18 protein-coding genes and 4 pseudogenes are annotated in these 23,954 nt (G+C 65.1%); 13 read left to right on the forward strand and 9 right to left on the reverse strand.

Annotation, left to right across the window (positions count from 1 at the left end; all coding sequences use genetic code 11):
* The first annotated feature begins 236 nt into the window (after positions 1-236).
* Positions 237-1,433: a hypothetical protein gene (locus tag ACSKB9_RS28905; protein WP_438077367.1), complete on the forward strand. Its 1,197-nt coding sequence runs from the start codon at positions 237-239 to the stop codon at positions 1,431-1,433.
* A 117-nt stretch (positions 1,434-1,550) separates the two neighbouring features.
* Here the strand turns inward: ACSKB9_RS28905 and ACSKB9_RS28910 are convergent, their stop codons facing one another.
* On the reverse strand, positions 1,551-1,850 hold the full coding sequence (locus tag ACSKB9_RS28910) for a hypothetical protein (protein WP_016845604.1): 300 nt from the start codon (positions 1,848-1,850) through the stop codon (positions 1,551-1,553).
* A gap of 204 nt (positions 1,851-2,054) precedes the next feature.
* Between ACSKB9_RS28910 and ACSKB9_RS28915 the strand changes: the two genes are divergently transcribed.
* Positions 2,055-2,534: a hypothetical protein gene (locus tag ACSKB9_RS28915; protein ID WP_028334752.1), complete on the forward strand. Its 480-nt coding sequence runs from the start codon at positions 2,055-2,057 to the stop codon at positions 2,532-2,534.
* A 19-nt stretch (positions 2,535-2,553) separates the two neighbouring features.
* Positions 2,554-3,456 carry an HpcH/HpaI aldolase/citrate lyase family protein gene (locus ACSKB9_RS28920; protein ID WP_438077370.1) on the forward strand — a complete coding sequence of 301 codons (903 nt, stop codon included), beginning with the start codon at positions 2,554-2,556 and terminating at the stop codon, positions 3,454-3,456.
* Between the two features lie 12 nt (positions 3,457-3,468).
* On the opposite strand, the gene ACSKB9_RS28925 is transcribed toward ACSKB9_RS28920, so the two are convergent.
* Positions 3,469-4,683 carry an EAL domain-containing response regulator gene (locus ACSKB9_RS28925; protein ID WP_438077372.1) on the reverse strand — a complete coding sequence of 405 codons (1,215 nt, stop codon included), beginning with the start codon at positions 4,681-4,683 and terminating at the stop codon, positions 3,469-3,471.
* A gap of 570 nt (positions 4,684-5,253) precedes the next feature.
* A pseudogene (locus ACSKB9_RS28930) lies at positions 5,254-5,510 on the reverse strand (MFS transporter); the annotation flags it as partial.
* 216 nt (positions 5,511-5,726) lie between these two features.
* Between ACSKB9_RS28930 and ACSKB9_RS28935 the strand changes: the two are divergent.
* The 4 genes and pseudogenes from ACSKB9_RS28935 to ACSKB9_RS28950 all read left to right on the forward strand — a co-directional run bounded on the left by ACSKB9_RS28935 (position 5,727) and on the right by ACSKB9_RS28950 (position 10,250).
* Positions 5,727-6,674 (forward strand): TAXI family TRAP transporter solute-binding subunit, encoded by a 948-nt coding sequence (locus tag ACSKB9_RS28935; protein WP_018269641.1) that lies wholly within the window; start codon positions 5,727-5,729, stop codon positions 6,672-6,674.
* Between the two features lie 187 nt (positions 6,675-6,861).
* Positions 6,862-8,969 (forward strand): annotated as a pseudogene (locus ACSKB9_RS28940) (TRAP transporter permease).
* The gene (locus tag ACSKB9_RS28945) at positions 8,930-9,343 is read left to right on the forward strand and encodes a DUF1850 domain-containing protein (RefSeq protein WP_438077374.1); all 414 of its coding nucleotides are present in this window, start codon (positions 8,930-8,932) and stop codon (positions 9,341-9,343) included. Before ACSKB9_RS28940 ends, ACSKB9_RS28945 begins: the two are co-directional and overlap by 40 nt.
* A gap of 100 nt (positions 9,344-9,443) precedes the next feature.
* A complete protein-coding gene (locus ACSKB9_RS28950) occupies positions 9,444-10,250 on the forward strand; it encodes an SDR family NAD(P)-dependent oxidoreductase (protein WP_438077376.1) in 807 nt (268 codons plus the stop codon).
* Positions 10,251-10,471: 221 nt separating this feature from the next.
* On the opposite strand, the gene ACSKB9_RS28955 is transcribed toward ACSKB9_RS28950, so the two are convergent.
* A complete protein-coding gene (locus ACSKB9_RS28955) occupies positions 10,472-12,016 on the reverse strand; it encodes a cation:proton antiporter (protein WP_310882938.1) in 1,545 nt (514 codons plus the stop codon).
* Positions 12,017-12,151: 135 nt separating this feature from the next.
* Between ACSKB9_RS28955 and ACSKB9_RS28960 the strand changes: the two genes are divergently transcribed.
* From ACSKB9_RS28960 to ACSKB9_RS28970, 3 genes are all read left to right on the forward strand, one after another.
* Positions 12,152-12,949, forward strand: a complete 798-nt coding sequence (locus tag ACSKB9_RS28960; RefSeq protein WP_438077378.1) for a tetratricopeptide repeat protein — start codon at positions 12,152-12,154, stop codon at positions 12,947-12,949.
* Positions 12,950-13,121: 172 nt separating this feature from the next.
* The gene (locus tag ACSKB9_RS28965; RefSeq protein ID WP_438077380.1) at positions 13,122-15,029 is read left to right on the forward strand and encodes a propionyl-CoA synthetase; all 1,908 of its coding nucleotides are present in this window, start codon (positions 13,122-13,124) and stop codon (positions 15,027-15,029) included.
* A 309-nt stretch (positions 15,030-15,338) separates the two neighbouring features.
* Positions 15,339-15,611, forward strand: coding sequence for a hypothetical protein (locus ACSKB9_RS28970; RefSeq protein WP_075969207.1), 273 nt, complete (start codon positions 15,339-15,341; stop codon positions 15,609-15,611).
* 109 nt (positions 15,612-15,720) lie between these two features.
* Here the strand turns inward: ACSKB9_RS28970 and ACSKB9_RS28975 are convergent, their stop codons facing one another.
* On the reverse strand, positions 15,721-16,419 hold the full coding sequence (locus ACSKB9_RS28975; RefSeq protein WP_076825203.1) for a DUF1013 domain-containing protein: 699 nt from the start codon (positions 16,417-16,419) through the stop codon (positions 15,721-15,723).
* 229 nt (positions 16,420-16,648) lie between these two features.
* On the opposite strand from ACSKB9_RS28975, the pseudogene ispH reads away from it, so the two are divergent.
* From ispH to rnhA, 3 genes and pseudogenes are all read left to right on the forward strand, one after another.
* Positions 16,649-17,622, forward strand: a pseudogene (gene ispH / locus ACSKB9_RS28980) (4-hydroxy-3-methylbut-2-enyl diphosphate reductase).
* 5 nt (positions 17,623-17,627) lie between these two features.
* Positions 17,628-18,608, forward strand: a complete 981-nt coding sequence (locus tag ACSKB9_RS28985; RefSeq protein ID WP_438077382.1) for a homoserine kinase — start codon at positions 17,628-17,630, stop codon at positions 18,606-18,608.
* A complete protein-coding gene (gene rnhA / locus ACSKB9_RS28990) occupies positions 18,605-19,057 on the forward strand; it encodes a ribonuclease HI (protein WP_438077384.1) in 453 nt (150 codons plus the stop codon). The genes ACSKB9_RS28985 and rnhA overlap by 4 nt, the downstream gene beginning before the upstream one ends.
* A 277-nt stretch (positions 19,058-19,334) precedes the next feature.
* Here the strand turns inward: rnhA and ACSKB9_RS28995 are convergent, their stop codons facing one another.
* The 4 genes and pseudogenes from ACSKB9_RS28995 to ACSKB9_RS29010 all read right to left on the reverse strand — a co-directional run bounded on the left by ACSKB9_RS28995 (position 19,335) and on the right by ACSKB9_RS29010 (position 23,931).
* The gene (locus ACSKB9_RS28995) at positions 19,335-19,820 is read right to left on the reverse strand and encodes a peroxiredoxin (RefSeq protein ID WP_431015733.1); all 486 of its coding nucleotides are present in this window, start codon (positions 19,818-19,820) and stop codon (positions 19,335-19,337) included.
* Between the two features lie 210 nt (positions 19,821-20,030).
* Complete coding sequence (locus tag ACSKB9_RS29000) at positions 20,031-20,588, reverse strand: DUF924 family protein (RefSeq protein ID WP_438077386.1); 558 nt, start codon at positions 20,586-20,588, stop codon at positions 20,031-20,033.
* Positions 20,589-20,623: 35 nt separating this feature from the next.
* Positions 20,624-22,293: pseudogene (locus ACSKB9_RS29005) on the reverse strand (long-chain fatty acid--CoA ligase); the annotation flags it as partial.
* Between the two features lie 189 nt (positions 22,294-22,482).
* Positions 22,483-23,931, reverse strand: coding sequence for a D-alanyl-D-alanine carboxypeptidase family protein (locus ACSKB9_RS29010; protein WP_438077388.1), 1,449 nt, complete (start codon positions 23,929-23,931; stop codon positions 22,483-22,485).
* Positions 23,932-23,954 lie beyond the last annotated feature (23 nt).

Consider the following 23,954-nt stretch of genomic DNA (forward strand, 5'->3'; position numbering starts at 1 on the left):
AGCGTGAACGCGTATCCGGAAACGACCCGCAATCCGGACGCTCGGCGCACGCCGGTGGGGCGAGCGTCAACGCGCAGGCGGCGGCGAGCCAGAGTGCCGTTCTCATCGCGATCTCCAAGGCTTTCGTCGGAGAACACCGCATTGTGGCGAATATTCTGCATCGATCGCGGCATCCGGCCGCTGCGATCCGGACAATTCCGGGCTGACTTCGCGGCCATGCTTGCTACAACGAGGCCATGCGCCCGCAATTGATTCGCCTGTGCCCTGGATTTTTCGCGCTCGCGCTCGTCGCCGGCGCGCCGTCGGTGTTTGCCGGCGAGGCCGGGGCGTTGCCGCCTTCTGTCGCCAATGCGATGGCGCAGGCATCGCCGCAGGCGATCATGGAATATCGCCGCAAGCTGCAGGAATATCAGGAGGCGCGCGCCGCCTTCGAGCAGGACGCCAGTGCCTATTGGAACGCGGTCGCCGAGAAGAGGCGCGGCCGCAACGCCAAGCGCCGCGACCGCGTGCAGATCTCGCTGGACGATTACGTGCTGCAGCAGCCGCCGGTCTATGAGGGTCCGAAGCGGCCGGTCAATCCGGCTCCGGAAGAGGAGGAAGGCAAACCGCCGCGTCCGCCCAAGACGCTTCCGGTGGCCTCGGATCTGGTCAGGGCGGCGGCCGAGCAATTCCAGTTCACGCCGCAGCGGCCGGCCAGCGAGGTCGAGTTCAAGCGCGCCTATGCGCGCTACGCGCGCGCCGCGGGGCTGACGCCGGAGCAGGCGGTGCGGGTCTATTCGTTCGAGACCGGCGGCACCGGCACTTACGACGTGCAGGCGGGCATCGAGCACGGTGGCAAGCGCGCCATCTCCACCGCGATGGGCTACAACCAGCTGCTCACCACCAACACCGTCGAGCTATTGGCCGAGCAGGGCCATGAATTCGTGCGGGACCTGACCGAGCGGGTTGCGAGGACGCAGGGGCCCGCGCGCAAGGCGATGGAGCACAAGCTCGCGGTGCTGAAGAAGATGGTCGCGTTTACCCGCACCGTGCCCGACGACTGGTCGGCGCATGCGCGCCTCGCCGATACGCCGCAGGGCTGGGCGTGCCATGCCATGGTGCTCGACATCGATGTCGGCCCGATGCTGCAGACCCACAAGCTGCTGACCTCGGTGATCTTCGCCCGCAACAAGGGCTACAGCCGGCCGCTGACCGCGGCCGAGCTTGAGATGATGAACCTGACCGGCGACGGCACCGGGCTCGACATGGTGACCATGCCGCAGGCGATGCGCGAGCAGGTGCCGACCGCGAACTTCTTCCAGCGCTCCGGCTACGAGCGCAACCCGGTCGCCATCCGCCACAACACGGTGGCCAGGCTGCTTGCCGTCACCAACGAGCGGATGGACTTCAACAGCAACAAGCCGGGCGCGAAGGAATTGGCCACGGCGTTCTGATACCTGCCGAAAACCGCTAGGGCATTTTCGGTTCTGATTGAATCAGAACCGAAGCCCTGGACTCTTCTTGACGCGTTTTCTTTACGCGAACCGGCGTCCACTTCGCTCGAAAACGCTCTAATTCGAGCCGAACTTGAACTTGCCGTCGCCCTCGAGATAGGGCCCGGAGCGCATGTAGAGCTGGCCGTTCTGGCCGATGAAGAACAGCGTCCCCTTCGGCACCTTCTTGGCGCCCTTCAGCAGCGTGCCGGCGTTGTTGGTGCCCATCTTGTAGGACCAGGTCTTGCCGTCCTTGTCATAGGCGTAGCCCATGTCGGGCTTCAGCTCCCAGGGCGCAGCCTCCTGCGCGAATGCGCAGGTCGTCAGCGCGGCAAACGCCGCAGTCGCAATAAAAGTCTTGGTCAAAAAATGCGTCATGATCCACCTCCGGCCGAGAAAACGGCGTCGTCCCCACGTTTTTGAACAAATCACGAACGATGTTCGCGCGTCAATACGACAATCGGCGCGACCGCTCGCCGGATCGGCGACTTTGTGAATTCCCGCATCAAGCTTGGCGACTATTTTCGCGTTACCGTTTACAAACGCTTTGATTGCCGGAAACACGACCTTGGGATGATCAGGATGAACCACGTCATGAAGATCGGAATCGGTGTCGCTCTGTCGTTCATGACGCTGGCGTCAGTCGCGCAGGCGGACGAGTTCAGGCTCTCCAACAACCAGCGGATCTCCTGCAGCCGCGGCCTGTCCGCCGGCAAGCTCAATACCGCGACCTGCAAGTCCTACGCCTATCTGTTCAATGCCAAGACCTCGGAATATTTCCGCTGCCAGGTCTCGCTGGCGCTGACGCGGGACAACAAGGAGGTCATCAACGTGCAGGCCGACGGCGGCTGCACCAAGAAGCCGCGCATCTTCGAGACCGACGGCAATTACACCTTCGACGCCACCGAGACCGAGCCGCCGAACACCAACTCGTTCTTCGGTCCGGGCGGCTATGCGATCTGGGCGAACGACGTCAACACCCAGAAGATCCGCGGCTGCATCACCATCTCGTCCGGCCTCGGCTCCGACATCTCGAAATGCCTCGACATGACGTTCCAGTGACGGCGGCGCTGATAGCGTGATGCGCAAGCTGCGCCCGGCCCCGCTGTGCCGCTCCTGGCTGTTTCTCGAAGGTGCCAACGAGGACGTGCTGCAGCACGCGGCCGCCAGCGGCGCCGACGTGCTGATCCACGAGCTCGAGGATTTTACGCCGCCATCGCTGCGCCCGAAGGCGCGGGCCCTGGCTGCCGAGCTCTACGCGGCCTGGCGCGACCACGGCGTGACGGTCGCGGTCCGCGTCAATCCGCTGGACCAGGACGGGATGGACGATCTCGCCGCCGTGATGCGCGGACGTCCGGATATCGTCGCGCTGCCGAAGGTCGCCGAGCCGCACCATGTCGTCAGGCTCGACGAGGCGGTGACGCGGTTCGAGCGCGACTACGGTATCGCCGAGGGATTGACGTCGCTGCTGCCGAATATCGAGTTCGCGCGCGGTCTGGTGCAGACCGGTGCGATCGCTGCGGCGAGCCGGCGCATCATCGGCTGCCTGATGGCCTCCGAAGATCTCGCCGCCGATCTTGGTGCCGAGCGCGGCAGCGACGGCCTGGAGCTCGCTTACGCGCGGCAGCGCTTCATCGTCGAATGTCGTGCCGCCGGCGTCGTCGCGGTCGATTGTCCCTACACCTGGAGCGACGCTGAAGGCGTCGAACGCGACACGATCTGGGCGCGCCGGCTGGGTTACACCGCAAAGAGCCTGGTCGATCCCGCGCATGCCTCGATCGTCAACGGCGTCCTGACGCCGAGCGAGGAGGAGTTACGCCGGGCGGGCAGGATCGTCGCGGCGTTCGAAGCGGCGCGGACAAAGGGCTTTGGGCGCGTCGAACTCGACGGCTCGCTGCTGGAGGTCCCGACCTATTCCAATGCAAAACGCCTGATCGCGCGCGGCGAAGCGCTGCGCGCGATCGATCGCGACGTTCGAGCCTGACGACGCCGCGCCTCAGGAGGCCGGCTCCTTCTCCGAGAAGTGCATGCGCGAGCGGGCGAACTTCTTGACGCCCATCGGCTTGCCGAACAGGTAGCCCTGGACCTGATCGAAATCCATCTCGTGCGCGGCGAGAAAGTCCGCGCGCGTCTCGACCCCTTGGGCCACGACCTGCGCGTCGTTGTCGTGGGCCAGCTCCACGACGCGCCGGCACACCGTCTGCTTCAGGCGCTGATCCGCGCAGCCGGTGACGAATTGATGGTCGACCTTGAGCTGGACGAACGGAAAGTTCGGCAGTCCCAGCAGCGACGGCCAGTTCGCGCCGACATTGTCGATCGAGATGCCGATATTGTGCAGCCGAACGCGCCGGGCGACATCGATCGCCAGATCCAGATTGTCGACCACCTCGGTGCTGTCGATCTCGATCAAGAGGCCCGCGAAGGCCGCATGATCCGGCATCCGGTAACAGAGCTCGCGCACGGCATGATCGTCGGCGAGGAAGGAGATCGGCAGATTGATCGAGAGATTGACCGGCCCGATCTGCTCGATGAGATAGCGCCAGTCCTCGATTGCGCGCTCGATCACGAACTCGGACAGCGCATGAAAATGCGGGTCGCTTTCGTCCGGGATGAAGTAGGCCGGCGGCACGACGCCCCAGGCAGGGTGGCGCATCCGGATCAGCGCCTCGGCGCCGCTCGGGACCAGCGTCCGGAGATGAATTTTCTGCTGATACCACAGCTCGAGCCAGCCGGCCTTCAGCGCTTCGGGCACGTCCACCGCCGGGCTCGGCGCGGGTTCAAGCGGCATCAACGAGGCAAGACTGTCGCGAAGGGTCCCGGCGCTGAACGGCGTCGACAGCGCCGGCAGCATGGCGATGCCGTACTCATCGCCGATTTGCCGGACCGCCTTGACGATGATCGAGTCGGGCTGTCCGATGACCAGGACCTTGCCGCCATAGTCCTTTCTCACCAAAGTCTCGAGAATTTTACTGACTTCGATGCCGTCCACGGACACACCGAGCACCAAGAGATCGGGCCGTTCCGCGTCCAGAACGGTGTCGAGTTCCAACGCTTGGCTGCATTCACTTGTGATGAAGCCGAGGTCTTCCAGCGCCTCGGCGAGGAAGGTCCGAAGGTGTTTTTTGCTGTCCGCAATGCATGCGCGTGGGGTCAGCTTGCGATGTCCGAACCAGCCGGCTCGTGCGTGTCCGATATGACTGATGTGATTCATGCCCCGCCTTATCCGTAGTTACCCCGGCTTGACTCGTACATCCTAGAGCGGCGGCAATCATGGAAATTTCTGGTTCATACATTGATTGCCTCGCTAACCTTAAAGGATTCAATTCGATTCAAATGACCCAGGAATCGCGACGTCTCACCGCCGTTACACGTGCAACAAATGCGTCATCTGACATTCATGAGCGCGATCGCGTCCGACTTTGCACATCGGCAGAAACACTGCGCGCGTGTGTCATCGAGAGACGGCGTTAATGACTGTGTTGTCGCGTCGACGCAGACGCGGCACTGCGCCATTGTCGGACATCGGATCGCATCACGCAGAGTGCTCCGTGGGGCGCCGATGGCGAATCAGATCACCCGTCTTGTGATGCCAATGCAGATGTGCGTGACGTCGTCGTTGCCGCGCGCAACGTCTCCCGCATCAACGCGCAGTAGCCGATAAGCGCGGCACAAGCGACGGCTGCAAGGAACAGGAATGCAGCGCTGTAACCGGCATGGACAACAATGAATCCGGCGACAGCGGTGCTCAGGCCGACATCTGGGGCCGCAAGCCGATCTTCGCTGCTTTGTTGCGGCCGGTCCGCGCTGCGAACGCCTTGGGTCCGACAATGCCAAGTGTCCCGCGGCGATCGCCGGCGCGAACACCGAGCCGCCAGCGGCTGCGTCGCGGCGACCAGCTCGAACCGATCGAGCAGCGGCAGCACGAGGCACGCGGCGGTGACGGCAATGACCGGCATCGTCCCACTGCCGTTCGGTCAGGAGGCAGATCGCCAGATAGGGGCCAAGCCCGTCCCGCACATCGGCGAGGAAGAAGTTCAACGCATCGAGCGCGCGCCCAACGGTCGTCCCGGACGGCTGCAAATCGTACCTCGCGGCGAGATCGCGCACCTCAACCCGGCCGCAGGCGGCGAGTTCCTGCGCAGGTAAAGTGGTGTTGCTATCGGGGATTTCCGCCGCGCATGCGTCATTTGGATGGGTTGACCCGGCGGGGGTGTCCAGCCAATTTCCGGCCGGCTTAAGGGGAGAATAATACTCATGAATTCCAAGTTGATGGCTGCTGCGATCGTGGCAGCCAGCGTTTTGTCCGCGCCTGTCGCACAGGCCGAGCAGTTCATTAACGTGCTCACCGGCGGCACCTCCGGCGTCTACTATCCGCTCGGCGTCGCGATGGGGAAGATCTACGGCGACAAGATCCCCGGCGTGAAAACCCAGGTGCAGGCGACCAAGGCCTCGGTCGAGAACCTGGTGCTGCTGCAGCAGGGCCGCGGCGAGATCGCCTTCACGCTCGGCGATTCGCTCAAAGCCGCCTGGGAAGGCGACGCCGAGGCCGGTTTCAAGAACAAGCTCGACAAGCTGCGCACCATCGGCGCGATCTATCCGAACTACATCCAGATCGTCGCGACCGCCGAGAGCGGCATCAAGACGCTCGCCGATCTCAAGGGCAAGAGCCTGTCGGTTGGCGCGCCGAAGTCCGGCACCGAGCTCAACTCGCGCGCGATCCTCGCGGCCGCCGGCATGAGCTACAAGGATCTCGGCAAGGTCGAGTACCTGCCGTTCGCCGAATCGGTGGATCTGATGAAGAACCGCCAGCTCAACGCCACGCTGCAGTCCGCCGGCCTCGGCGTCGCCTCGCTGAAGGATCTCTCGACCTCGAGCGAGATCACCGTGGTCGCCGTGCCGAAGGAGACCGTCGACAAGATCGGTCCGCCCTTCGTCTCCGTGATCATCCCGGCGAACACCTATACCGGCCAGGACAAGGACGTGCCGACCGCCGCGGTCGTGAACTACCTCGTGACCTCGAGCGCGGTGTCGGACGATCTCGCCTATCAGATGACCAAGCTGGTCTACGAATCGCTGCCGGAGCTCGCCAATGCCCACGCCGCGGGCAAGGAGATCAAGCTCGAGGCCGCCGCGACCGGCAGCCCGGTGCCGCTGCATCCCGGCGCGATCCGCTATTACAAGGAGAAGGGCCTTATCAAGTAGGGCCGGAACGTCTGCTCCTTGCCGTCATTGCGAGGAGCGAAGCGACGAAGCAATCCATCTCTCCCCTTGTGGCGCGATGGATTGCTTCGCTTCGCTCGCAATGACGTGGCGCGTTTTTCCTGTCCCGGCTTTCGGTGGGCGGACTCAGTGGATATAAGCGCCGTTGGCACGGCGGGGGACTGATCATATGCAGCAGCAGGTTGAGGGCGAGCAGCCCATCAAGGTTGAATTCGACAATTTCGAGCATGGCTTTCCGGAAGGCTTCGGCCCGGGCGCCTGGGGCACTTGGCCTATGCCATCGGTCTCGCCTTTGCGGTGTTCCAGCTCTATGTCGCAGCTTTCAACTACCTGCCGAGCCAGGTGGTGCGCGGCGTCCATGTCGGCTTCCTGATCCTCCTGACCTTCGGCCTGATCGGCAATTTCACCGCCAAGACCGATTTCGGCCGCGCGGTGAGTTGGATCGTCGGCGCCGCCGGGTTCCTCTGCGGGCTCTACCAGTGGATCTTCTATGCCGACCTGATCGCCCGCGATGGCGATCCGACCAACATGGACCTCGCGGTCGGCACGCTGCTCGCGGTCCTGATCTTCGAGGGCACGCGGCGGCTGATGGGGGCGGCGCTGCCGCTGATGTGCGGCGCCTGTCTGCTCTACTGGTTCTTCGGCCAATATCTGCCGTCGCCGTTCAATCACCGCGGCTATGACTTCGACCAGATCGTCACCCATCTCTCGTTCGGCACCGAAGGCTTCTACGGCGTGCCGATCTATGTCTCGGCGACCTACATCTTCCTGTTCATCCTGTTCGGCTCGTTCCTGGAACGCGCCGGCATGATCCAGCTGTTCACCGACGTCTCGCTCGGCCTGTTCGGCCGCACCCGCGGCGGCCCCGCCAAGGTCGCGGTGTTCGCTTCGGGCATGATGGGCACGATCTCGGGTTCGGGCGTCGCCAACGTCGTCACCGTCGGCCAGTTCACGATCCCCCTGATGATCAAGTTCGGCTATCGCCGCGCCTTCGCCGCCGGCGTCGAGGCCACCGCTTCGATGGGCGGCCAGATCATGCCGCCCGTCATGGGCGCGGTCGCCTTTATCATGGCCGAGACGCTCGGCGTGCCCTATTCGGAGATTGTCAAGGCCGCGGTGATCCCGGCGGTCCTCTACTTCGCCTCGGCGTTCTGGATGGTGCATCTGGAGGCCGGCAAGCACGGCCTCGTCGGCATGAAGCGCTCGGAGATCCCGAGCGCCTGGAAGGCGCTGGTGGCGCGCTGGTATCTGGTGCTGCCGCTCGCGGCGCTGGTCTACATGCTGTTCGAGGGCTTCACGCCGCTCTATGCCGGCAGCATGGGCCTTGCGCTCACGGTCGCGCTGATCCTCGGCGCCAGCATCACGCTCGGCTTCTCCAACACCATCGTGCGCTACATCTTCTGGATCGGCCTCGCGCTGGTGGTTGCCGCGGTGTCGCGCCACGGCATCGAGATCGTTCCGGTCGCCAGCGTCGTCGCCGGTCTCATCGTGATCGCGGCGATCACCCGCGGCGGCCGCGCCACCCTGAAAGCCTGCCGCGACTCGCTCGCCGACAGCGCCAAATCGGCGCTGACGGTCGGCATGGCCTGCGCCATCGTCGGCACCATCATCGGCATGATGACGCAGACCGGCGTCGGCACCATCTTCGGCAGCTGGATCATCGGGCTCGGCGCCAAGAGCCTGTTCCTGGCGCTGATCATGACCATGCTGCTGTCGATCCTGCTCGGCACCGGCATCCCGACGATCCCGACCTACATCATCACCGCGGCGCTGGCCGCACCGGCGCTCGCCAAGCTCGGCGTGCCGCTGATCGCAAGCCACATGTTTGCGTTCTACTACGGCATCATGGCCGACCTCTCGCCGCCGGTTGCGCTCGCGGCCCTGGCGGCGGCGCCGATCGCCAAGGAGAACCCGGACAAGATCGGCTGGGAGGCGATGCGGATCGCGCTTGCCGGCTACGTCATTCCGTTCATCTTCGTCTATTCGCCGGCGCTGATGCTGCAGACCGGGGATCCGATGCAGGCGCAACTCGGCTTCTACGGCGCGGTGGCGCTGGCGACCTTCAAGGCGCTGGTGGCGATCGGATTGTTCGGCATCGTCGCGATCGGCTTCCTGTTCACGCGGCTGACTTTCATCGAGATCCTGGTCGCGTTCGGCGCCGCGCTCTGCCTGCTCGGCGATTTCCCGTTCTCGGATACAGCGGGCTTCACGCTCGCTGCTGCTGTCGTGCTATGGCAATGGCGGCAGCGTCCGCGCAATGCGGTGGCGGCGGCTTGAGCCTCTGCCTCGCTTCCGCGGGAGTCGTGAAGGCGCTGTCGATTGCGGCGTTCACGCTCGCCTGGACGCATTCGATCGAGAAGAGCGCGTGGCAGGAGGACTGGCTGGTCACGCCGGCCGGGCTGACGCTGCAACAGGCGCGCGTCAAGGGCACCGGCGCCGGCATGGAGCCGCCGCCGGAGGCGCGCCTTGTCGATGGCTGGTTTCAATGGTCGCCCCCGCCGATGCCAAGGGCGGAGGTCGTGCTCGGCAATTCCGGCGCCGCGGGTGAATGGCACCTGTGCCAGGAGGGACGCTGCCAGACCTTATCGGAGATTATCGGGCATCCGATCGGTGCTAATGTCACGACGATCAGGGTGTGCAAGAATCCGTAGCCCGCATGAGCGCAGCGATATGCGGGGATAGCGCCCCCGGATATCGCTTCGCTCATCCGGGCTACGGTCCGGCTGCAAGAACAACAAGGGAGAAAGACCGATGGATCGGCTCAAGGGCAAGGTTGCGATGGTGGTCGGTGCGGGCTCGATCGGGCCCGGCTGGGGCAATGGCAAGGCGACCGCCGTCACCTTTGCGCGCGAGGGCGCCAGCGTTTTCTGCGTCGATCGCAACGGCGCCGCTGCGGAGGAGACCGTCGGCATCATCACCGGCGAGGGCGGCAAGGCTGCCGCATTCACCGCCGATGTCTCGCGCGCCGGCGAGGTCGAGGCGATGGTCGCGGCCTGCCTGAAGGCCTACGGCCGCATCGACGTGCTCGACAACAATGTCGGCATCGCCGAGGTCGGCAGCGTGGTGGAAGTTGCGGAAGCCGAGTGGGACCGCGTCTTCGCGGTCGACCTCAAGAGCGCCTATCTGTCGATGAAGCACGTCATTCCCGTCATGATCAAGCAGGGCGGCGGCTCGATCATCAACATCTCCTCGATCGCCTCGATCCGCCATGTCGGCATTTCCTATGTCAGCTACAACGCGAGCAAGGCCGCGATGAACCAGATGACGCGCTCGACCGCGGTCGAGTTCGCCTCGAAGCATGTGCGCGTCAACGCGATCCTGCCCGGACTGATGAAGACACCGATGGTCGCGCATTCGGCCGGGCTGGCGCAGAGCTACGCCAAGGGCGATGTCGAGGCGATGTGGCGCGCCCGCGACGCGCAGGTGCCGATGGGGCATATGGGCGACGCCTGGGACGTCGCCAATGCCGCGCTGTTCCTGGCGTCGGACGAATCGAAGTATGTCACCGGCATCGAGCTCGTGGTCGACGGCGGCATCACCTCCAAGTCGGGGGCGTGAAGTCGGGCGCCTGAGCAGCGAACTTCGCTTTACCTCGCCCCGCGTGCGGGGAGAGGTCGGAATGCATCGCTAGATGCATTCCGGGTGAGGGGATTCTCCGCAAATGCAGCTATCGCCGGTTACGCGGAGACAGCCCCTCACCCCAACCCTCTCCCCGTAAAGAACGGGGAGAGGGAGCGCAGTGCTGTCGCGGCGGCTATTCATCCTAACCTCATGGCGCTTTAGGCCTCCACGCTGAGCTCGGCGCGGTCGAGCTCTTCCTCGACCAGATGGAATGCGTCGTCGCCGATCGCCTCGATGCGGCGCAGATTGAGCAATGCCTGACGCGCCGCGGCGATGGCGCGGCGGCGCAGCGGATCCGACGGCAGCTCGCGCGAGGTCAGGCCGCCGTCGGGATCATTCTCGGCGCGCAGCAGCACGGCGCGATATTCGAGCCGCAGGATCTCGGCCTCCTCCGACGGGTCGGCGTCGATCTCGTCGAGCGCGGCGCGAAACACCACGCCGCGGGCATGGGCCGCCTCGCGTCCGACCGGATCGTCGTCAGCGAAATTCAACGCCAGGATCAATGGCCGCAGCGTCAACCCCTGGATCACGAGCGAACCGAGCACCACGGCAAACGCCGTCAGCAGGATCAGATCGCGATACGGAAACCATTCAGGCAGCGCAAACGCCGCCGCCAGCGTGACGATGCCGCGCATGCCGCACCAGGACACGATGAAGCCGCGCTTCAAGGTCGGCACGGCGTCCACCACGTGGGCGGGCAGCAGGTTGCGCGTCTTCAGTGTGCGCAGCAGCGCGCCGTAGGGCATTACCCAGAGGATGCGGGCGAGGATCACGACGGCGAGGATCGCGGCGGCAAAGCTGCAATACTTCCACCGCACCTCGTCGTCGAGCCCGGACCAGATCGGGCGCAACTGCAGGCCGATCAGCATGAAGGCGAGCACGTTGAGCACGAACACGACGGTTTCCCACACCGCGTAGGACGACACGCGCAGCCGCGCCGATGTGCGGGCCGGCGCGGTCCGCGAGATGGTGATCGCATAGGCGATGATGGTGAGGATGCCGGACAGCCCGAGATGCTCGGCAATGATCCACACCATGAAAGTGCCGCCGAACTGCGTGATGATCGCGCTCGGCGCCTCGGTGATGCGACGCGTAATCATCATCCAGACTTGCGCGAACAGGAAGCCGGCGGCGAGGCTGCCGACCAGCGCAATCGTGATGGACGGCACGAACTCGCGGATCTTCATGTGCTCGGCGGCGACGAGGCCGACCGCGACACGATAGATCAACAGCGCGCTGGCATCGTTGAGCAGGCTTTCGCCTTCGAGGATCTTCTGGATCCGGTAGGGCAGGTTGACCTGGCGCAGGATCGCGGTGGCCGCGGCCGCATCCGGCGGCGCCACGATGGCGCCGAGCGCGATCGCAACCGCCCACGGCATGTCCGGGCGCAGCCAATGCGCGACCACCGCAACCGCCGCCGTCGTGACGCCGACCGCGACCACCACCAGCGTCGACACCGGCAGCCAGTTGTTGCGGAGATCGCGCAGCGAAGTGTCGAACGCGGCGTCGAGCAGCACCGGCGCGACGAACAGCGCCAGCGCCAGTTTCGGTTCCAGCGCCCAGGTCGGGGCCCACGGCAGCAGCGTCAGCAGCACGCCGCCGAGCGCCAGGAAGGTCGGGTAGGGCACCTTGATCCGCCGCGCCAACGCCGATAGCGCCACCGCCGCGAGCAACAGCCCGATGATCCATTCGAATGTGAGCAAGCCGAACCCCCGATGCAGCCGATCGTCGCAATTGACGTATAATCCAGCGTGTGGTTTTGCGGCAAATGGCGCGCTGCCGGCCATCAGGGGCCGGCGGTTCGGGCGCAAGAGAGGGATGTCTTGTCGGCGATCGGGATGCGACGCAAACCTGCAAATCTGGCCGCGATGCTGGTCTGTGTCGGCCTGTCGGGCGCGCTGATGACGGGCGTTGCGCGCGCCACCGGCAGCGAACCGGGCGAGGATGTGCAGGCCAACGCCGGCCCCTGCATCGCGGCGGCAGCGGCCGCCGATGACGACAAGATCATCGATGTCTGCGGCGCGCTGATCGACAATGAGAAGGCGACGAGGCCCGATCGCGTCAAGGCGCTGATGGCGCGGGCGGGCGCCTATGACCGCAAGCAGATGATCGATCGCGCGATCGCGGACTATGACACCGTGCTCAAGCTCGACCCATCGCTCGCCGATGCGCATAATGCGCGCGGCGAACTGTGGCGCCGCAAGGGCGACCGGCCGAAGGCGATCCTGGATTTTGGTGCTGCCGTCAAGCTCGACCCCAATCACGCCGCCGCCAGGGTCAACTACAAATCGCTGTCGCTGGAGCTGGAGCGGATCGGCGCCATGATGGCGGTCGCCGGCAAGCCGAGCTTCGATTGCCGCAAGGCGCGCCGGCCGGTGGAGAAGGCAATCTGCGCCAATCCCACGCTTGCCGACCTCGATCGCGAGATCGTCGCATCCACCTTCCGCACGGTGCGCGAGACGCAGAATCCGCGCCAGGCGCGCGAGCTGCAGCGCGCGCAGGATCAGTTCATCGCCCACCGCAATGCCGATTTCGGCAAGCCGGGCTACGACCTGGAAAGGGCGATGCGCGAGCGGCTGCAGCGGATCAACGGCGTCGACGGCTACCAGTGCTCCGTTCCGATCGAAGCGGAATGAGCTCTGAGATTCTTGTTTTGACGCGTTTTCTTCACGCGAACCGGGACCCACTTCGCTCGAAAACGCTTTGCTCCGACCCGGCCGAAGGTCGCGGTCATTTCGGCTTGAAACGGCGCCACTTCCCGTGACAATGGTCGGCAAATGACGCGCGACCGCGCGAGGGAGAAACGCGATGAATATCCAGCAGAGCCGGTATCATGAGGTGTATGCCCGCTCGCTCCGGGACCCCGAGGGCTTTTGGGCGGAAGCGGCGCGCGAGATCGACTGGATCGAGCCGGCCAATAAGATCTTCGATCCCTCCGTGGGCGCCTATGGGCGCTGGTTCGCGGGCGCCGTGGTCAACACCTGCTACAACGCGCTGGATCGCCATGTCGCCGGCGGCCGCGCCAGCCAGGTCGCGCTGATCCACGATTCGCCGCTCACCAACACGATCACCAAGTTCACCTATTCCGAATTGTTGGAGGAGGTGCAGACGCTGGCTGCGGTGATGCAGGATTTCGGCGTGGCGAAGGGCGATCGCGTCATCCTCTATATGCCGATGGTGCCGGAGGCCGTCGTCGCGATGCTCGCCTGCGCGCGGATCGGCGCGGTGCACAGCGTGGTGTTCGGCGGCTTCGCGGCCAAGGAGCTTGCGACCCGCATCGATGACGCCAAGCCGAAGCTGATCTTCTCGGCGAGCTGCGGCATCGAGCCCGGGCGCATCGTGCAATACAAGCCGCTGCTCGACGAGGCGATCCGCCTTGCCGGCAGCAAGCCCGAGAGCTGCATCATCCTGCAGCGGCCGCAGCAGGCTTGCGAGCTCGCCGCGGGCCGCGACCATGACTGGGCGACGCTGCGCCGCGCCGCGTTCGACGCCGGCAAGGCCGCGCCGTGCGTGCCGGTAGCCGCCACCGATCCGCTCTACATCCTCTACACGTCGGGCACGACCGGAATCCCGAAGGGCGTGGTGCGCGACAATGGCGGGCACCTCGTCGCGCTGAAATGGTCGATGCACAATCTCTACGGCGTGAAGCCCGGCGAGATCTGGTGGTGCGGCTCCGACATCGGCTGGGTGGTCGGCCATTCCTACATCGTCTATGGCCCGCTGATCCACGGCGCGACCACCATCATGTACGAGGGCAAGCCGGTCGGCACGCCGGATGCCGGCGCGTTCTGGCGCGTGATAAGCGAGCACAAGGCGGTCGCCTTCTTCACCGCGCCGACCGCGTTCCGCGCGATCAAGAAGGAAGACCCCGAAGGCAAGTTCATCCGGAATTACGATCTCTCCAGCTTCCGCACCCTGTTCCTCGCCGGCGAGCGCGCCGATCCGCCGACGGTGGAGTGGGCCGAGCAGCAGCTGAAGGTGCCGGTCATCGACCACTGGTGGCAGACCGAGACCGGCTGGTGCATCGCCGGCAATCCGGTCGGGCTCGGCCAGCTGCCGGTCAAGCACGGCTCGCCCACGGTGCCGATGCCGGGCTATCAGGTCGACATCGTCGACGAGGCGGCGAAGCCGGTGGCGTCGGGCACGATGGGCTCGATCGTCATCAAGCTGCCGATGCCGCCGGGCTGCCTGCCGACGCTGTGGCAGCAGGACGATCGCTTCAGGGACGCCTATCTCTCGGAATTCCCCGGCTACTACAAGACCTCGGATGCCGGCTACAAGGATGAGGACGGCTATGTCTGGGTGATGGGCCGCACCGATGACATCATCAATGTCGCCGGCCACCGGCTCTCCACCGGCGGCATGGAGGAGATCCTCGCCTCGCATCCCGACGTTGCCGAATGCGCCGTGCTCGGCGTCAAGGACGCGATCAAGGGCGAGGTGCCGTGCGGCTTCCTGGTACTGAAGGCCGGCGTGACCAAGCAGCCCGCCGAGGTCGAGAAGGACGTCGTGGCGCTGGTGCGCGACAAGCTCGGGCCGGTCGCCGCGTTCAAGCTCGCGATCACGGTGGCGCGGCTGCCGAAGACCCGTTCCGGCAAGATCCTGCGCGGTACCATCAAGAAGATCGCCGATGGCGAGCCCTGGACCATGCCGGCGACGATCGAGGATCCGAAGGTGCTCGACGAAATCGGCGAAGCGCTGAAGGGGAAGGCGTAGCTCTTGTTGCCTCGCCCCGCTTGCGGGGAGAGGCCGGATCGCATCGCAATGCGATCCGGGTGAGGGGGGCTCCGCACGCTCGCTGCATTCATTCTGCGGAGGCGGCCCCTCGCCCCAACCCTCTAAGAGCGAGCTTCGCTCGTCTCGACCCCGCAGGAGCGGGGCGAGGGAGTGCTGGCACCTCCCGCGCCTGAGGTCGGCACCTGTGGAACAAGACTTCCGCATTCGGAAGCAAAACGGCCTTGATTTTGATGGATTGCCGGGTCATCCCGGCCTCCCTGTCATATGCCACGAGATACGGACCCACGGATGCGATCCATTTCCGCACGCGCGCCACTCGCCTTGCTGCTCGCCCTGCCGCTGCTTGCGGGCTGTCTTGAGCGCGGCCGATCGCCGATCGCGGAGAGCATGGGCGACGACGACCAGTACTGCCAGGCCGGCGGCAAGGTGGCGGTCGGCTCGCCTGATTACGTCGCCTGCCGCAAGAACCGCGACGTGCAGCGCCAGAACGCCGAAGCCCGCACCGATCGGCGGCAGCGCGATCTCGGCGAATACATGATGAACAATCCCGACCGGCATTGAGCCGCGCCGACGGCCGCGGTCACGCCCATCGCATGCGCATCCAAGCAAAAACGCGGCAGGTTGCCCTGCCGCGTTTCGTATTTTGCGCTTCGAGTTGCGCGATCCGCGCTTACTCTTCCTCGTCGGCGGGCTTCTTGCCGCCGATCGTCTTCAGCTTGGCGAACACGGCATCGACGTTGAGATCGTCGTGGCGCTCGATCGGCTGGTCGTCCAGCTCGTCCTTGCGCGTGGTCTCGGAGGCCGGCAGCAGCGTGGCGCCGCCGTAGACCGTGGTGGTCGGCTTCTCCTTGGCGGCGCGCTGCACCTCGAAATCGAGCTCGATCTGCGAGCACAGGCCGAGCGTCACCGGGTCCATCGGGGTCAGGGTCGAGGCGTTCCAGTGGGTGCGGTCGCGTACGCTGGCGATCGTGGTCTTGGTGGTGCCGACCAGACGCATGATCTGGGCGTCCTTCAGCTCGGGATGGTTGCGCACCAGCCAGAGGATCGCGCTCGGACGCTCATGGCGGCGCGACACCGGGGTGTAGCGCGGGCCCTTCTTCTTGGCGGCGGAGGGCAGCACCACCTTGCTCTCCTGGAGCCTGAGGCGGTAGTTCTGGTCGCGCTCGCCGCGCTCGATCTCCTCGCGGGTCAGCTGGCCGTTGGAAATCGGGTCCATCCCCTTGATGCCCTGGGCGGCGTCGCCGTCGGCGATGGCGCGGACCTCGAGGGGGTGCATTTTGGTAAAATCGGCCACCTGATCGAAGGTCAGAGCGGTATTGTCGACCAACCACACGGCAGTCGCCTTCGGCATCAGCGGTGCGTTGCTCATGGCAAATCTCCTTTGTGCTTCGCCCACCTCTGTCGAGGCGAAGCTGGTAGTCATCGGCGATGACGGGAATTATAGGGCCTATATAAGCCCTCCGGGGGGAATGGCGCAATGGGCCAGCAAAATCGCCTTGACAGCGCCCGAAAGCAGTCCCAAGTCCTTACTCAAATTGGCCGTTCCCCGCCCGCCGGCGAGGGGTGATTCGGTCCCGAGATTGCCCCGAGACAGCCCGATGTCAGTCAAAAAACCCGACCTTAGAATCGTGCTTTGCTCCCCCCGCGGCTTTTGTGCCGGGGTGGTCCGTGCCATCGACACGGTCGAACGTGCCCTCACCATTTATGGTGCGCCGGTCTATGTCCGGCACGAAATCGTCCATAACAAGTATGTGGTCGACAGCCTGAAGACCAAAGGCGCCATTTTCGTCGAGGAATTGGCCGAAATTCCCGACGATACCAACGCGCCGGTGGTGTTTTCGGCCCACGGCGTTCCGAAATCGGTTCCCGCCGAGGCCAAATCCCGCAATTTCTTCTCGCTGGACGCGACCTGCCCGCTGGTGACCAAGGTCCACCGCGAGGCGGCGATCCATTTCAAGCGCGGCCGCGAGATCCTGCTGATCGGCCATTCCCACCACCCCGAGGTGGTCGGCACGCTGGGCAGCTGCCGGCGGGCGCCGTGACCCTGATCGAGACCGCCGAGGACGCCAAGACCTTTGTTCCGAAGGACCCCAACAACCTCGCCTTCGTGACCCAGACCACGCTGTCGATCGACGACACCGCGGAGATCGTGACGCTGCTCAAGCAGCGCTTCCCGAACGTCAATGGTCCGCACAAGGAAGACATCTGCTACGCGACCACCAACCGTCAGCTCGCGGTCAAGAAGGTGGCGCCGGTGGTCGACGCCCTGATCGTGGTCGGCGCGCCGAACTCGTCGAACTCGCAGCGCCTGCGCGAGGTCGCCGAGCGCGAGGGCTGTCCGATCGCAGTGCTCGCCCAGCGCGCCAGCGACATCGACTGGAGCAGGTTCGAAGGCATCACGAGCCTCGGCATCACCGCGGGCGCCTCTGCGCCGGAAGTGATCGTCGAGGAGATCATGGGCGCCTTCGCCGAGCGCTATGAACTGCACGTGGAGACGGTCTCGGCCGCGGAGGAGAACGAGTTCTTCCCGCTGCCGCGTTCGCTGCGGCCTGACGCTGCCGCGGCGGAATAGACCATATGGCGGTCTACACCGACGTTGCCGCCGAAGACCTCGCGGAATTCCTCAAAAGCTACGACATCGGCGAACTGCTCTCCTACAAGGGCATCGCCGAGGGCGTCGAGAATTCGAACTTCCTGCTGCACACCAGCCAGGGCGCCTACATCCTCACGCTCTATGAGAAGCGCGTGGCGGAGGACGACCTGCCGTATTTCCTGTCGCTGATGGGCCATCTCGCCGAGCGCGGCGTGTCGTGCCCGCAGCCGGCGCGCAACCGCAAGGGCGAGGTCACTAGCCGGCTCGCCGGCCGGCCCGCCGCGATCATCAACTTCCTCGAGGGCGTGTGGCCGCGGCGGCCGAACGTGGCGCATTGCTCCGGCGTCGGCGAGGCGCTGGCCAAAATGCACGTTGCCGGCCGCGATTTTCCGCTGGTCCGCAACAATCCGCTGTCGGTCTCCGGCTGGCGGCCGCTGTTCGATCTCGCCGCCGCGCGGGCCGACAGCGTGCAGCCGGGCTTGCACGATTTCATCGCGCGCGAGCTCGATCATCTCGAAGCCGCCTGGCCGACCGATCTGCCGGTCGGCGTCATCCATGCCGACCTGTTTCCCGACAACGTGTTTTTTCTGGGCGACAGGCTCTCGGGCCTGATCGACTTCCCGTTCGCCTGCAACGACATCCTGGCCTACGACGTCGCGATCTGCCTCAACGCCTGGTGCTTCGAGCCGGATCATTCCTTCAACGTCACCAAGGCGCGCGCATTGCTCAACGCCTACGGCCGCGAGCGGCCGCTGTCGGCGGCGGAAGAGGCCGCGCTGCCGCTGCTCGCGCGCGGTGCCGCGATGCGCTTCCTGCTGACGCGCCTGGTCGATTTCCTCAACGTGCCCGAAGGTGCGCTGGTGCAGCCGAAGGACCCGCTGGAATATGTCCGCAAGCTGCGCTTCCAGCAGAGCGTCGGTGCTATCAACGACTACGGCGTCACGCCGGCCGGGTGCGCGGCGTGAGCGAAAAGCCGCATGTGACTGTTTTCACCGATGGTGCCTGCTCCGGAAATCCGGGGCCGGGCGGCTGGGGCGCGATCCTCAGATTCGGCGAGGTCGAGAAGGAATTGAAGGGCGGCGAGGCGCACACCACCAACAACCGCATGGAGCTGATGGCGGCGATCTCGGCGCTGGAAGCGCTGAAGAAGCCCTGCGTGGTCGATCTCACCACCGACAGCCAGTATGTCCGCCAGGGCATCACCGGTTGGATCCATGGCTGGAAGCGCAACGGCTGGCGCACCGCCGACAAGAAGCCGGTCAAGAATGTCGAGCTGTGGCAGCGTCTCGATGCCGCGCTGAAGCCGCATGAGGTGCGCTGGCACTGGATCAAGGGCCACGCCGGACACGCCGAGAACGAACGCGCCGACGAGTTGGCGCGTGAGGGCGTGGCGATGGCGAAGTTGAAGAATTAGGGCCGCAGCGTGTCGGGTGCGTAGGATGGGTAGAGCGCAGCGAAACCCATCATCTCAATGCACGGCACGAAGGCAATGGGTTTCGCTGCGCTCTACCCATCCTACGATTCCCTAAATTTCGGCGATCTTGCCCTCTCCCCTTGTGGGAGAGGGTGGACGCGATGCGCAGCATCGCGGACGGGTGAGGGGTCTGTCTCCGCGGATGAGACCCCTCATTCGGCGCGGATTGCATCCGCGCCACCTTCTCCCACAAGGGGAGAAGGGAAGAAGCGTCGGCTTACAGCTGACCGAGCAGCGTGTCGCCGCCGGAGACCTCGACCTTGCCCGGGGCGGGCTCGAGGTTGAGCTTCTTCACCACGCCGTTCTCGACCAGCATCGAGTAGCGCTTGGAGCGGATGCCGAGGCCGTTGCCGGAGGCGTCGAGCTCCATGCCGATCGCCTTGGCGAAGTCGGCATTGCCGTCGGCGAGGAAGACGGCTTCGTCGCGCTGGTCGGTGTCGCGCTTCCAGGCGTTCATCACGAAGGCGTCGTTGACCGAAACGATCGCGATGGTGTCGACGCCCTTGTTCTTCATGGCATAGGCGTTGAGGAAGATGCTCGGCAGATGCATCTTGTGGCAGGTGCCGGTGTAGGCGCCGGGCACCGCGAACAGGGCGACCTTCTTGCCCTTGAAAATGTCGTCGGTGGTTTTGACCTGCGGACCCTCGGCGGTCATCACGCGAAACTTGGCTTCCGGCAGCTTGTCGCCAACATTGATCGTCATCGTTGTTCTCCCTCGGTGAAGCGGACTGTCTTAAACCCGGCTACAGCACGGCACAATACGGGCTCGCCGAAGAACGGCAATGCCGGAGGCCAAAGCGTTTTCGAGCGAAGTGGATGCCGGTTCGCGTGAAGAAAACACGTCAAAACAAGAATCTAGAGCCCCGTTCCGATTCAATCGGAACGGAAAAAGGCTCTGGTCACCGTTCCGTCATCAGCCGGAAAACCCGCCGGCGTCGAGAAAGGCCTGCTCCTCGGCCGTGGTCTGCCGGCCCAGCACGCGGTTCCGGTGCGGGAAGCGGCCGAACCGGCGGATGATGTCGGCGTGGTCCTCAGCGTATTTCAGGTTGTCGGGATGGCAGTCATATTGCCGGAACAGCGTCACGCAGCGCTGCTGGTCGTCGAGGTCCTCCGAATGCTCGAACGGCAGATAGAGGAATTCGCGCAGCACGGGGGCGGTCCGCGCATCGACGCCGCGGTCGATGGCGCGCCTTGCCACTTCACGCGCCAGTGCATCGCTTGAAAAGGTCCTGGCGTCGCCTCGAAACAGGTTTCGCGGAAACTGGTCGAGCACGATGGTCAGCGCCAGCGCGCTCTCATCGCTCGCCTCCCATGACGACAATTCGCCGGCAGCCGCTTTCTGCCAGGTGGCGAGGAAGCGGCTGCGGATCTCGGCATCGAAGGCGTCGTCGTGCTTGTACCAGCGGTCGCGGCCGGCATTCCGCCAGAAGCCAAGCACGTCAGCCGGCGTCGCGAGGCTTGCGTCAGACATCGAGCGTCAGTCCACTCACGCCTTAAGCCGCGGCCTTCTTCTTCATCGCGCAGCTCGCGACGCAGGATCTTGCCGACATTGGTCTTCGGCAAGTCGGTCCTGAACTCGATCTGCTTCGGCACCTTGTAGGCGGTGAGCTGGGTGGCGCTGAACTTGATGATGTCCTCGGCGGTGAGGTTCGGGTCCTTCTTGACCACGAAGGCCTTCACCGCTTCGCCGGACTTCGCATCGGGCACCCCGATCACGGCGCATTCGAGCACGCCCGGGTGGCTTGCGATCACTTCCTCGATCTCGTTCGGATAGACGTTGAAGCCGGAGACCAGGATCATGTCCTTCTTGCGATCGACGATCTTGGTGTAGCCCTTCTCGTCCATCACGCCGATGTCGCCGGTGCGGAAATAGCCGTCCGCGGTCATCACGCGCGCGGTCTCGTCCGGCCTGTTCCAGTAGCCCGCCATCACCTGCGGGCCCTTGGCGCAGATTTCGCCGGCCTCGCCGATCGGCAACTCATTGCCGTCATCGTCGCGGATCGAGAGCCAGGTCGAGGGGACGGGAAGGCCGATCGTCCCGGAGAACTCCTCGATCGTGGCAGGATTGCACGTCAGGGTCGGCGACGTCTCCGACAGGCCATAGCCTTCCGACAACGAGATGCCCGTGACCTTCAACCATTTCTCGGCGACCGGCCTTTGCGTCGCCATGCCGCCGCCGTTGGCGATCTTCAGCTTGGAGAAGTCGAGCTTGTCGAATCCGGGCGTGTTCAGCAGGCCATTGTAGAGGGTGTTGACCGCCGGGAAGAAGCTGACCTGGTACTTCGACAGCTCCTTGACGAAGCCCGCCATGTCGCGCGGATTCGGAATCAGCAGATTGGTGCCGCCGGCCCGCATGCCCAGCAGATAGCAGGCGGTGAGCGCGAAGACGTGATAGAGCGGCAGCGCGCAGACGATGACCATCTGTTCGACGATCGGCGGCTTCGCCAGCGCCGGCTGCAGCCAGGCGTCGTTCTGCAGCACGTTGGCCAGGATGTTGCGGTGGAGCAGGGTCGCGCCCTTGGAGACGCCGGTGGTGCCGCCGGTATCTGCAGGAAGGCGACGTCATCGAGCGTCAGCGTCGGTTTGTTGAGCTTGGCGGCGCGGCCGGCTGACAGCGCCTCGTTGAAGCCGACGGCGCCGGGGATCGACCAGGCCGGCACCATCTTCTTCACCCGGCGCACCACCAGATTGACGATCACGCCCTTGAGGCCGAGCAGGTCGCCCATGCTGCCGACGATCACGTGCTTGACCGCGGTATTGGGAAGCACCTTCTGCACAGTGGTGGCAAAGTTCTCCAGCACGATGATCGCCTCGGCGCCGGAATCCTTGAGCTGGTGCTCGAGCTCGCGCGGGGTGTAGAGCGGATTGACGTTGACCACGGCAAAGCCGGCGCGCAGCACGGCGGCGGTCGCGACCGGATATTGCAGCACGTTCGGCATCATCAGCGCGACCCGTGCGCCCTTCTGCAGGCCCTTGCTCTGCAGGTAGGCGCCGAGCGCCGTCGACATCCCGTCGAGCTCGCGATAGGTGATCGCCTTGTCCATGCAGATGAACGCCTTGCGATCGGCGAATTTCTTGAAGCTTTCTTCCAGCAATTCGACCAGCGACGAATATTGCGTGACGTCGATATCCGCGGGCACGCCGGCCGGATAATGCTTGAGCCAGATGCGCTCCATGATGGTCAATCCCCTCTCTCAAATTTGGCTGATGTCCCGGATTGCTTCCGGGTTTTCCGACCTTTGGCCGCGTTATTTCAGGCAGTATTGAGCGATGCCGCGGCCAATGGCAAGCCGCTGCGCGTTATCGACGCATTGGAGAAAATGACGGTCGGAAATGACGGTCGGAAATGACGGGCGGGCGCTCTGCTAGCCGGCCGGCTTGGCGTCGGCTTTCGGCTTGTCGGCAGCCTTGGGTTTGTCGGCCGCGGTCTTGGGCTTGGCGGCGGGCTTTGCCGCCGCCGGCTTGCCGGCAGGCTTTGCGGCGACGGGCTTGTCCGCCGCGGCCGTCTTCGCAGCTGCGGCATCCGGCTTGGCGTTGGCGTGACGCGCGGGCTTGGCCGCTGGCTTGCTGTCCGACTTGGAGGCACCCTTGGTGTCGGCCTTCGCGTCATCGGCCGCATCGGGCTTCTTGCCCGCGACGCGGCTGTGCTTGCCCTTGGCGCGCTTGACCGGCTGCATCTTCTCGGTGTCGGCCTCGACCGCGGCGATCAACGCAGCACCGGTCTTGGTCGGCCCCGTATAAACCACGACCGGCTCGGAGGCCGCGGCCGGCTGCGCCAGCATGTCGGCCGGCTTGGTCGGCATCGCAGCCTGCAGGCCCGAGGCGAAGAAGCTGACGCCGCCGTCGCCATTGGTGCTGGAGCTTCCGGCGCTGGCGACGGTGTCTTCTGCGTCCTCGTCGCTGGCGGGCCGCTTGTGCTTGGGACCGCACATCTCCTCGCGCAGGTTCGGCGGCGTGGAATCGATCGGCACCAGATTGTCGACGGTGCCGAGCGAGGGCCGCAGCCACGCCATCCCATTGTTGGCAAAGCCGCGGTCCAGGAGCTGCGCGGCGCGGATCGCGCGCATGCGGCCCGAGGAGGCGCCGAGCACCACGGCGATCAGCCGCTTGCCGTCGCGCGTCGCCGACGCCACGAGATTGTAGCCGGAGGCGCAGATGAAGCCGGTCTTGAAGCCGTCGGCGCCGGGATAGCGGCCGATCAGCTTGTTGAAGTTCTGGGTGATGCGGCGGCCGAAGCGGATCGACGGGATGTGGACGAAATACTCGTATTCCGGCAGGTCGCGGATGATGGCGCGGGCGAGGATCGCCATGTCGCGCGCCGAGGTGATCTGGCCGTCGGCGGGCAGGCCGTTCGGATTGACGTAGCTCGTTTGCGTCATGCCGAGCCTTTGCGCGGTCTGGTTCATCATCCCGGCAAAGCCGTCGATCGAACCGCCGATGCCCTCGGCCAGCACCACGGCCATGTCGTTGGCCGACTTCACCAGCATCATCTTCAGCGCGTTGTCGACGGTGACCTGGGTGCCGGGCCGGAAGCCCATCTTCGATGGCGACTGCGACGACGCGGTCGGCGACACCGTGAGCAGCGTGTCGAGCGAGACGCGGCCGTCCTTGACCGCCTTCAGCGTCACATAGGCCGTCATCATCTTGCTGAGCGAAGCCGGGTACCACGGCATCGTCGCATTGTCGGCCTGCAGCACCTTTCCGGAATCGGCCTCGACAACCAGCAGTGCCTCGGCTTGCGCCATTTGCGGCGCGGCGATGGCGAGCATCGCGACGACCAGAATCCATTTCAATGACGGGCGAGGAAGGTGCACGAATCCGGTTCCGGTCCTTTGAG

It is taken from the genome of Bradyrhizobium sp. BR 1433 (assembly GCF_051547665.1).
Taxonomy (GTDB): domain Bacteria; phylum Pseudomonadota; class Alphaproteobacteria; order Rhizobiales; family Xanthobacteraceae; genus Bradyrhizobium; species Bradyrhizobium australafricanum.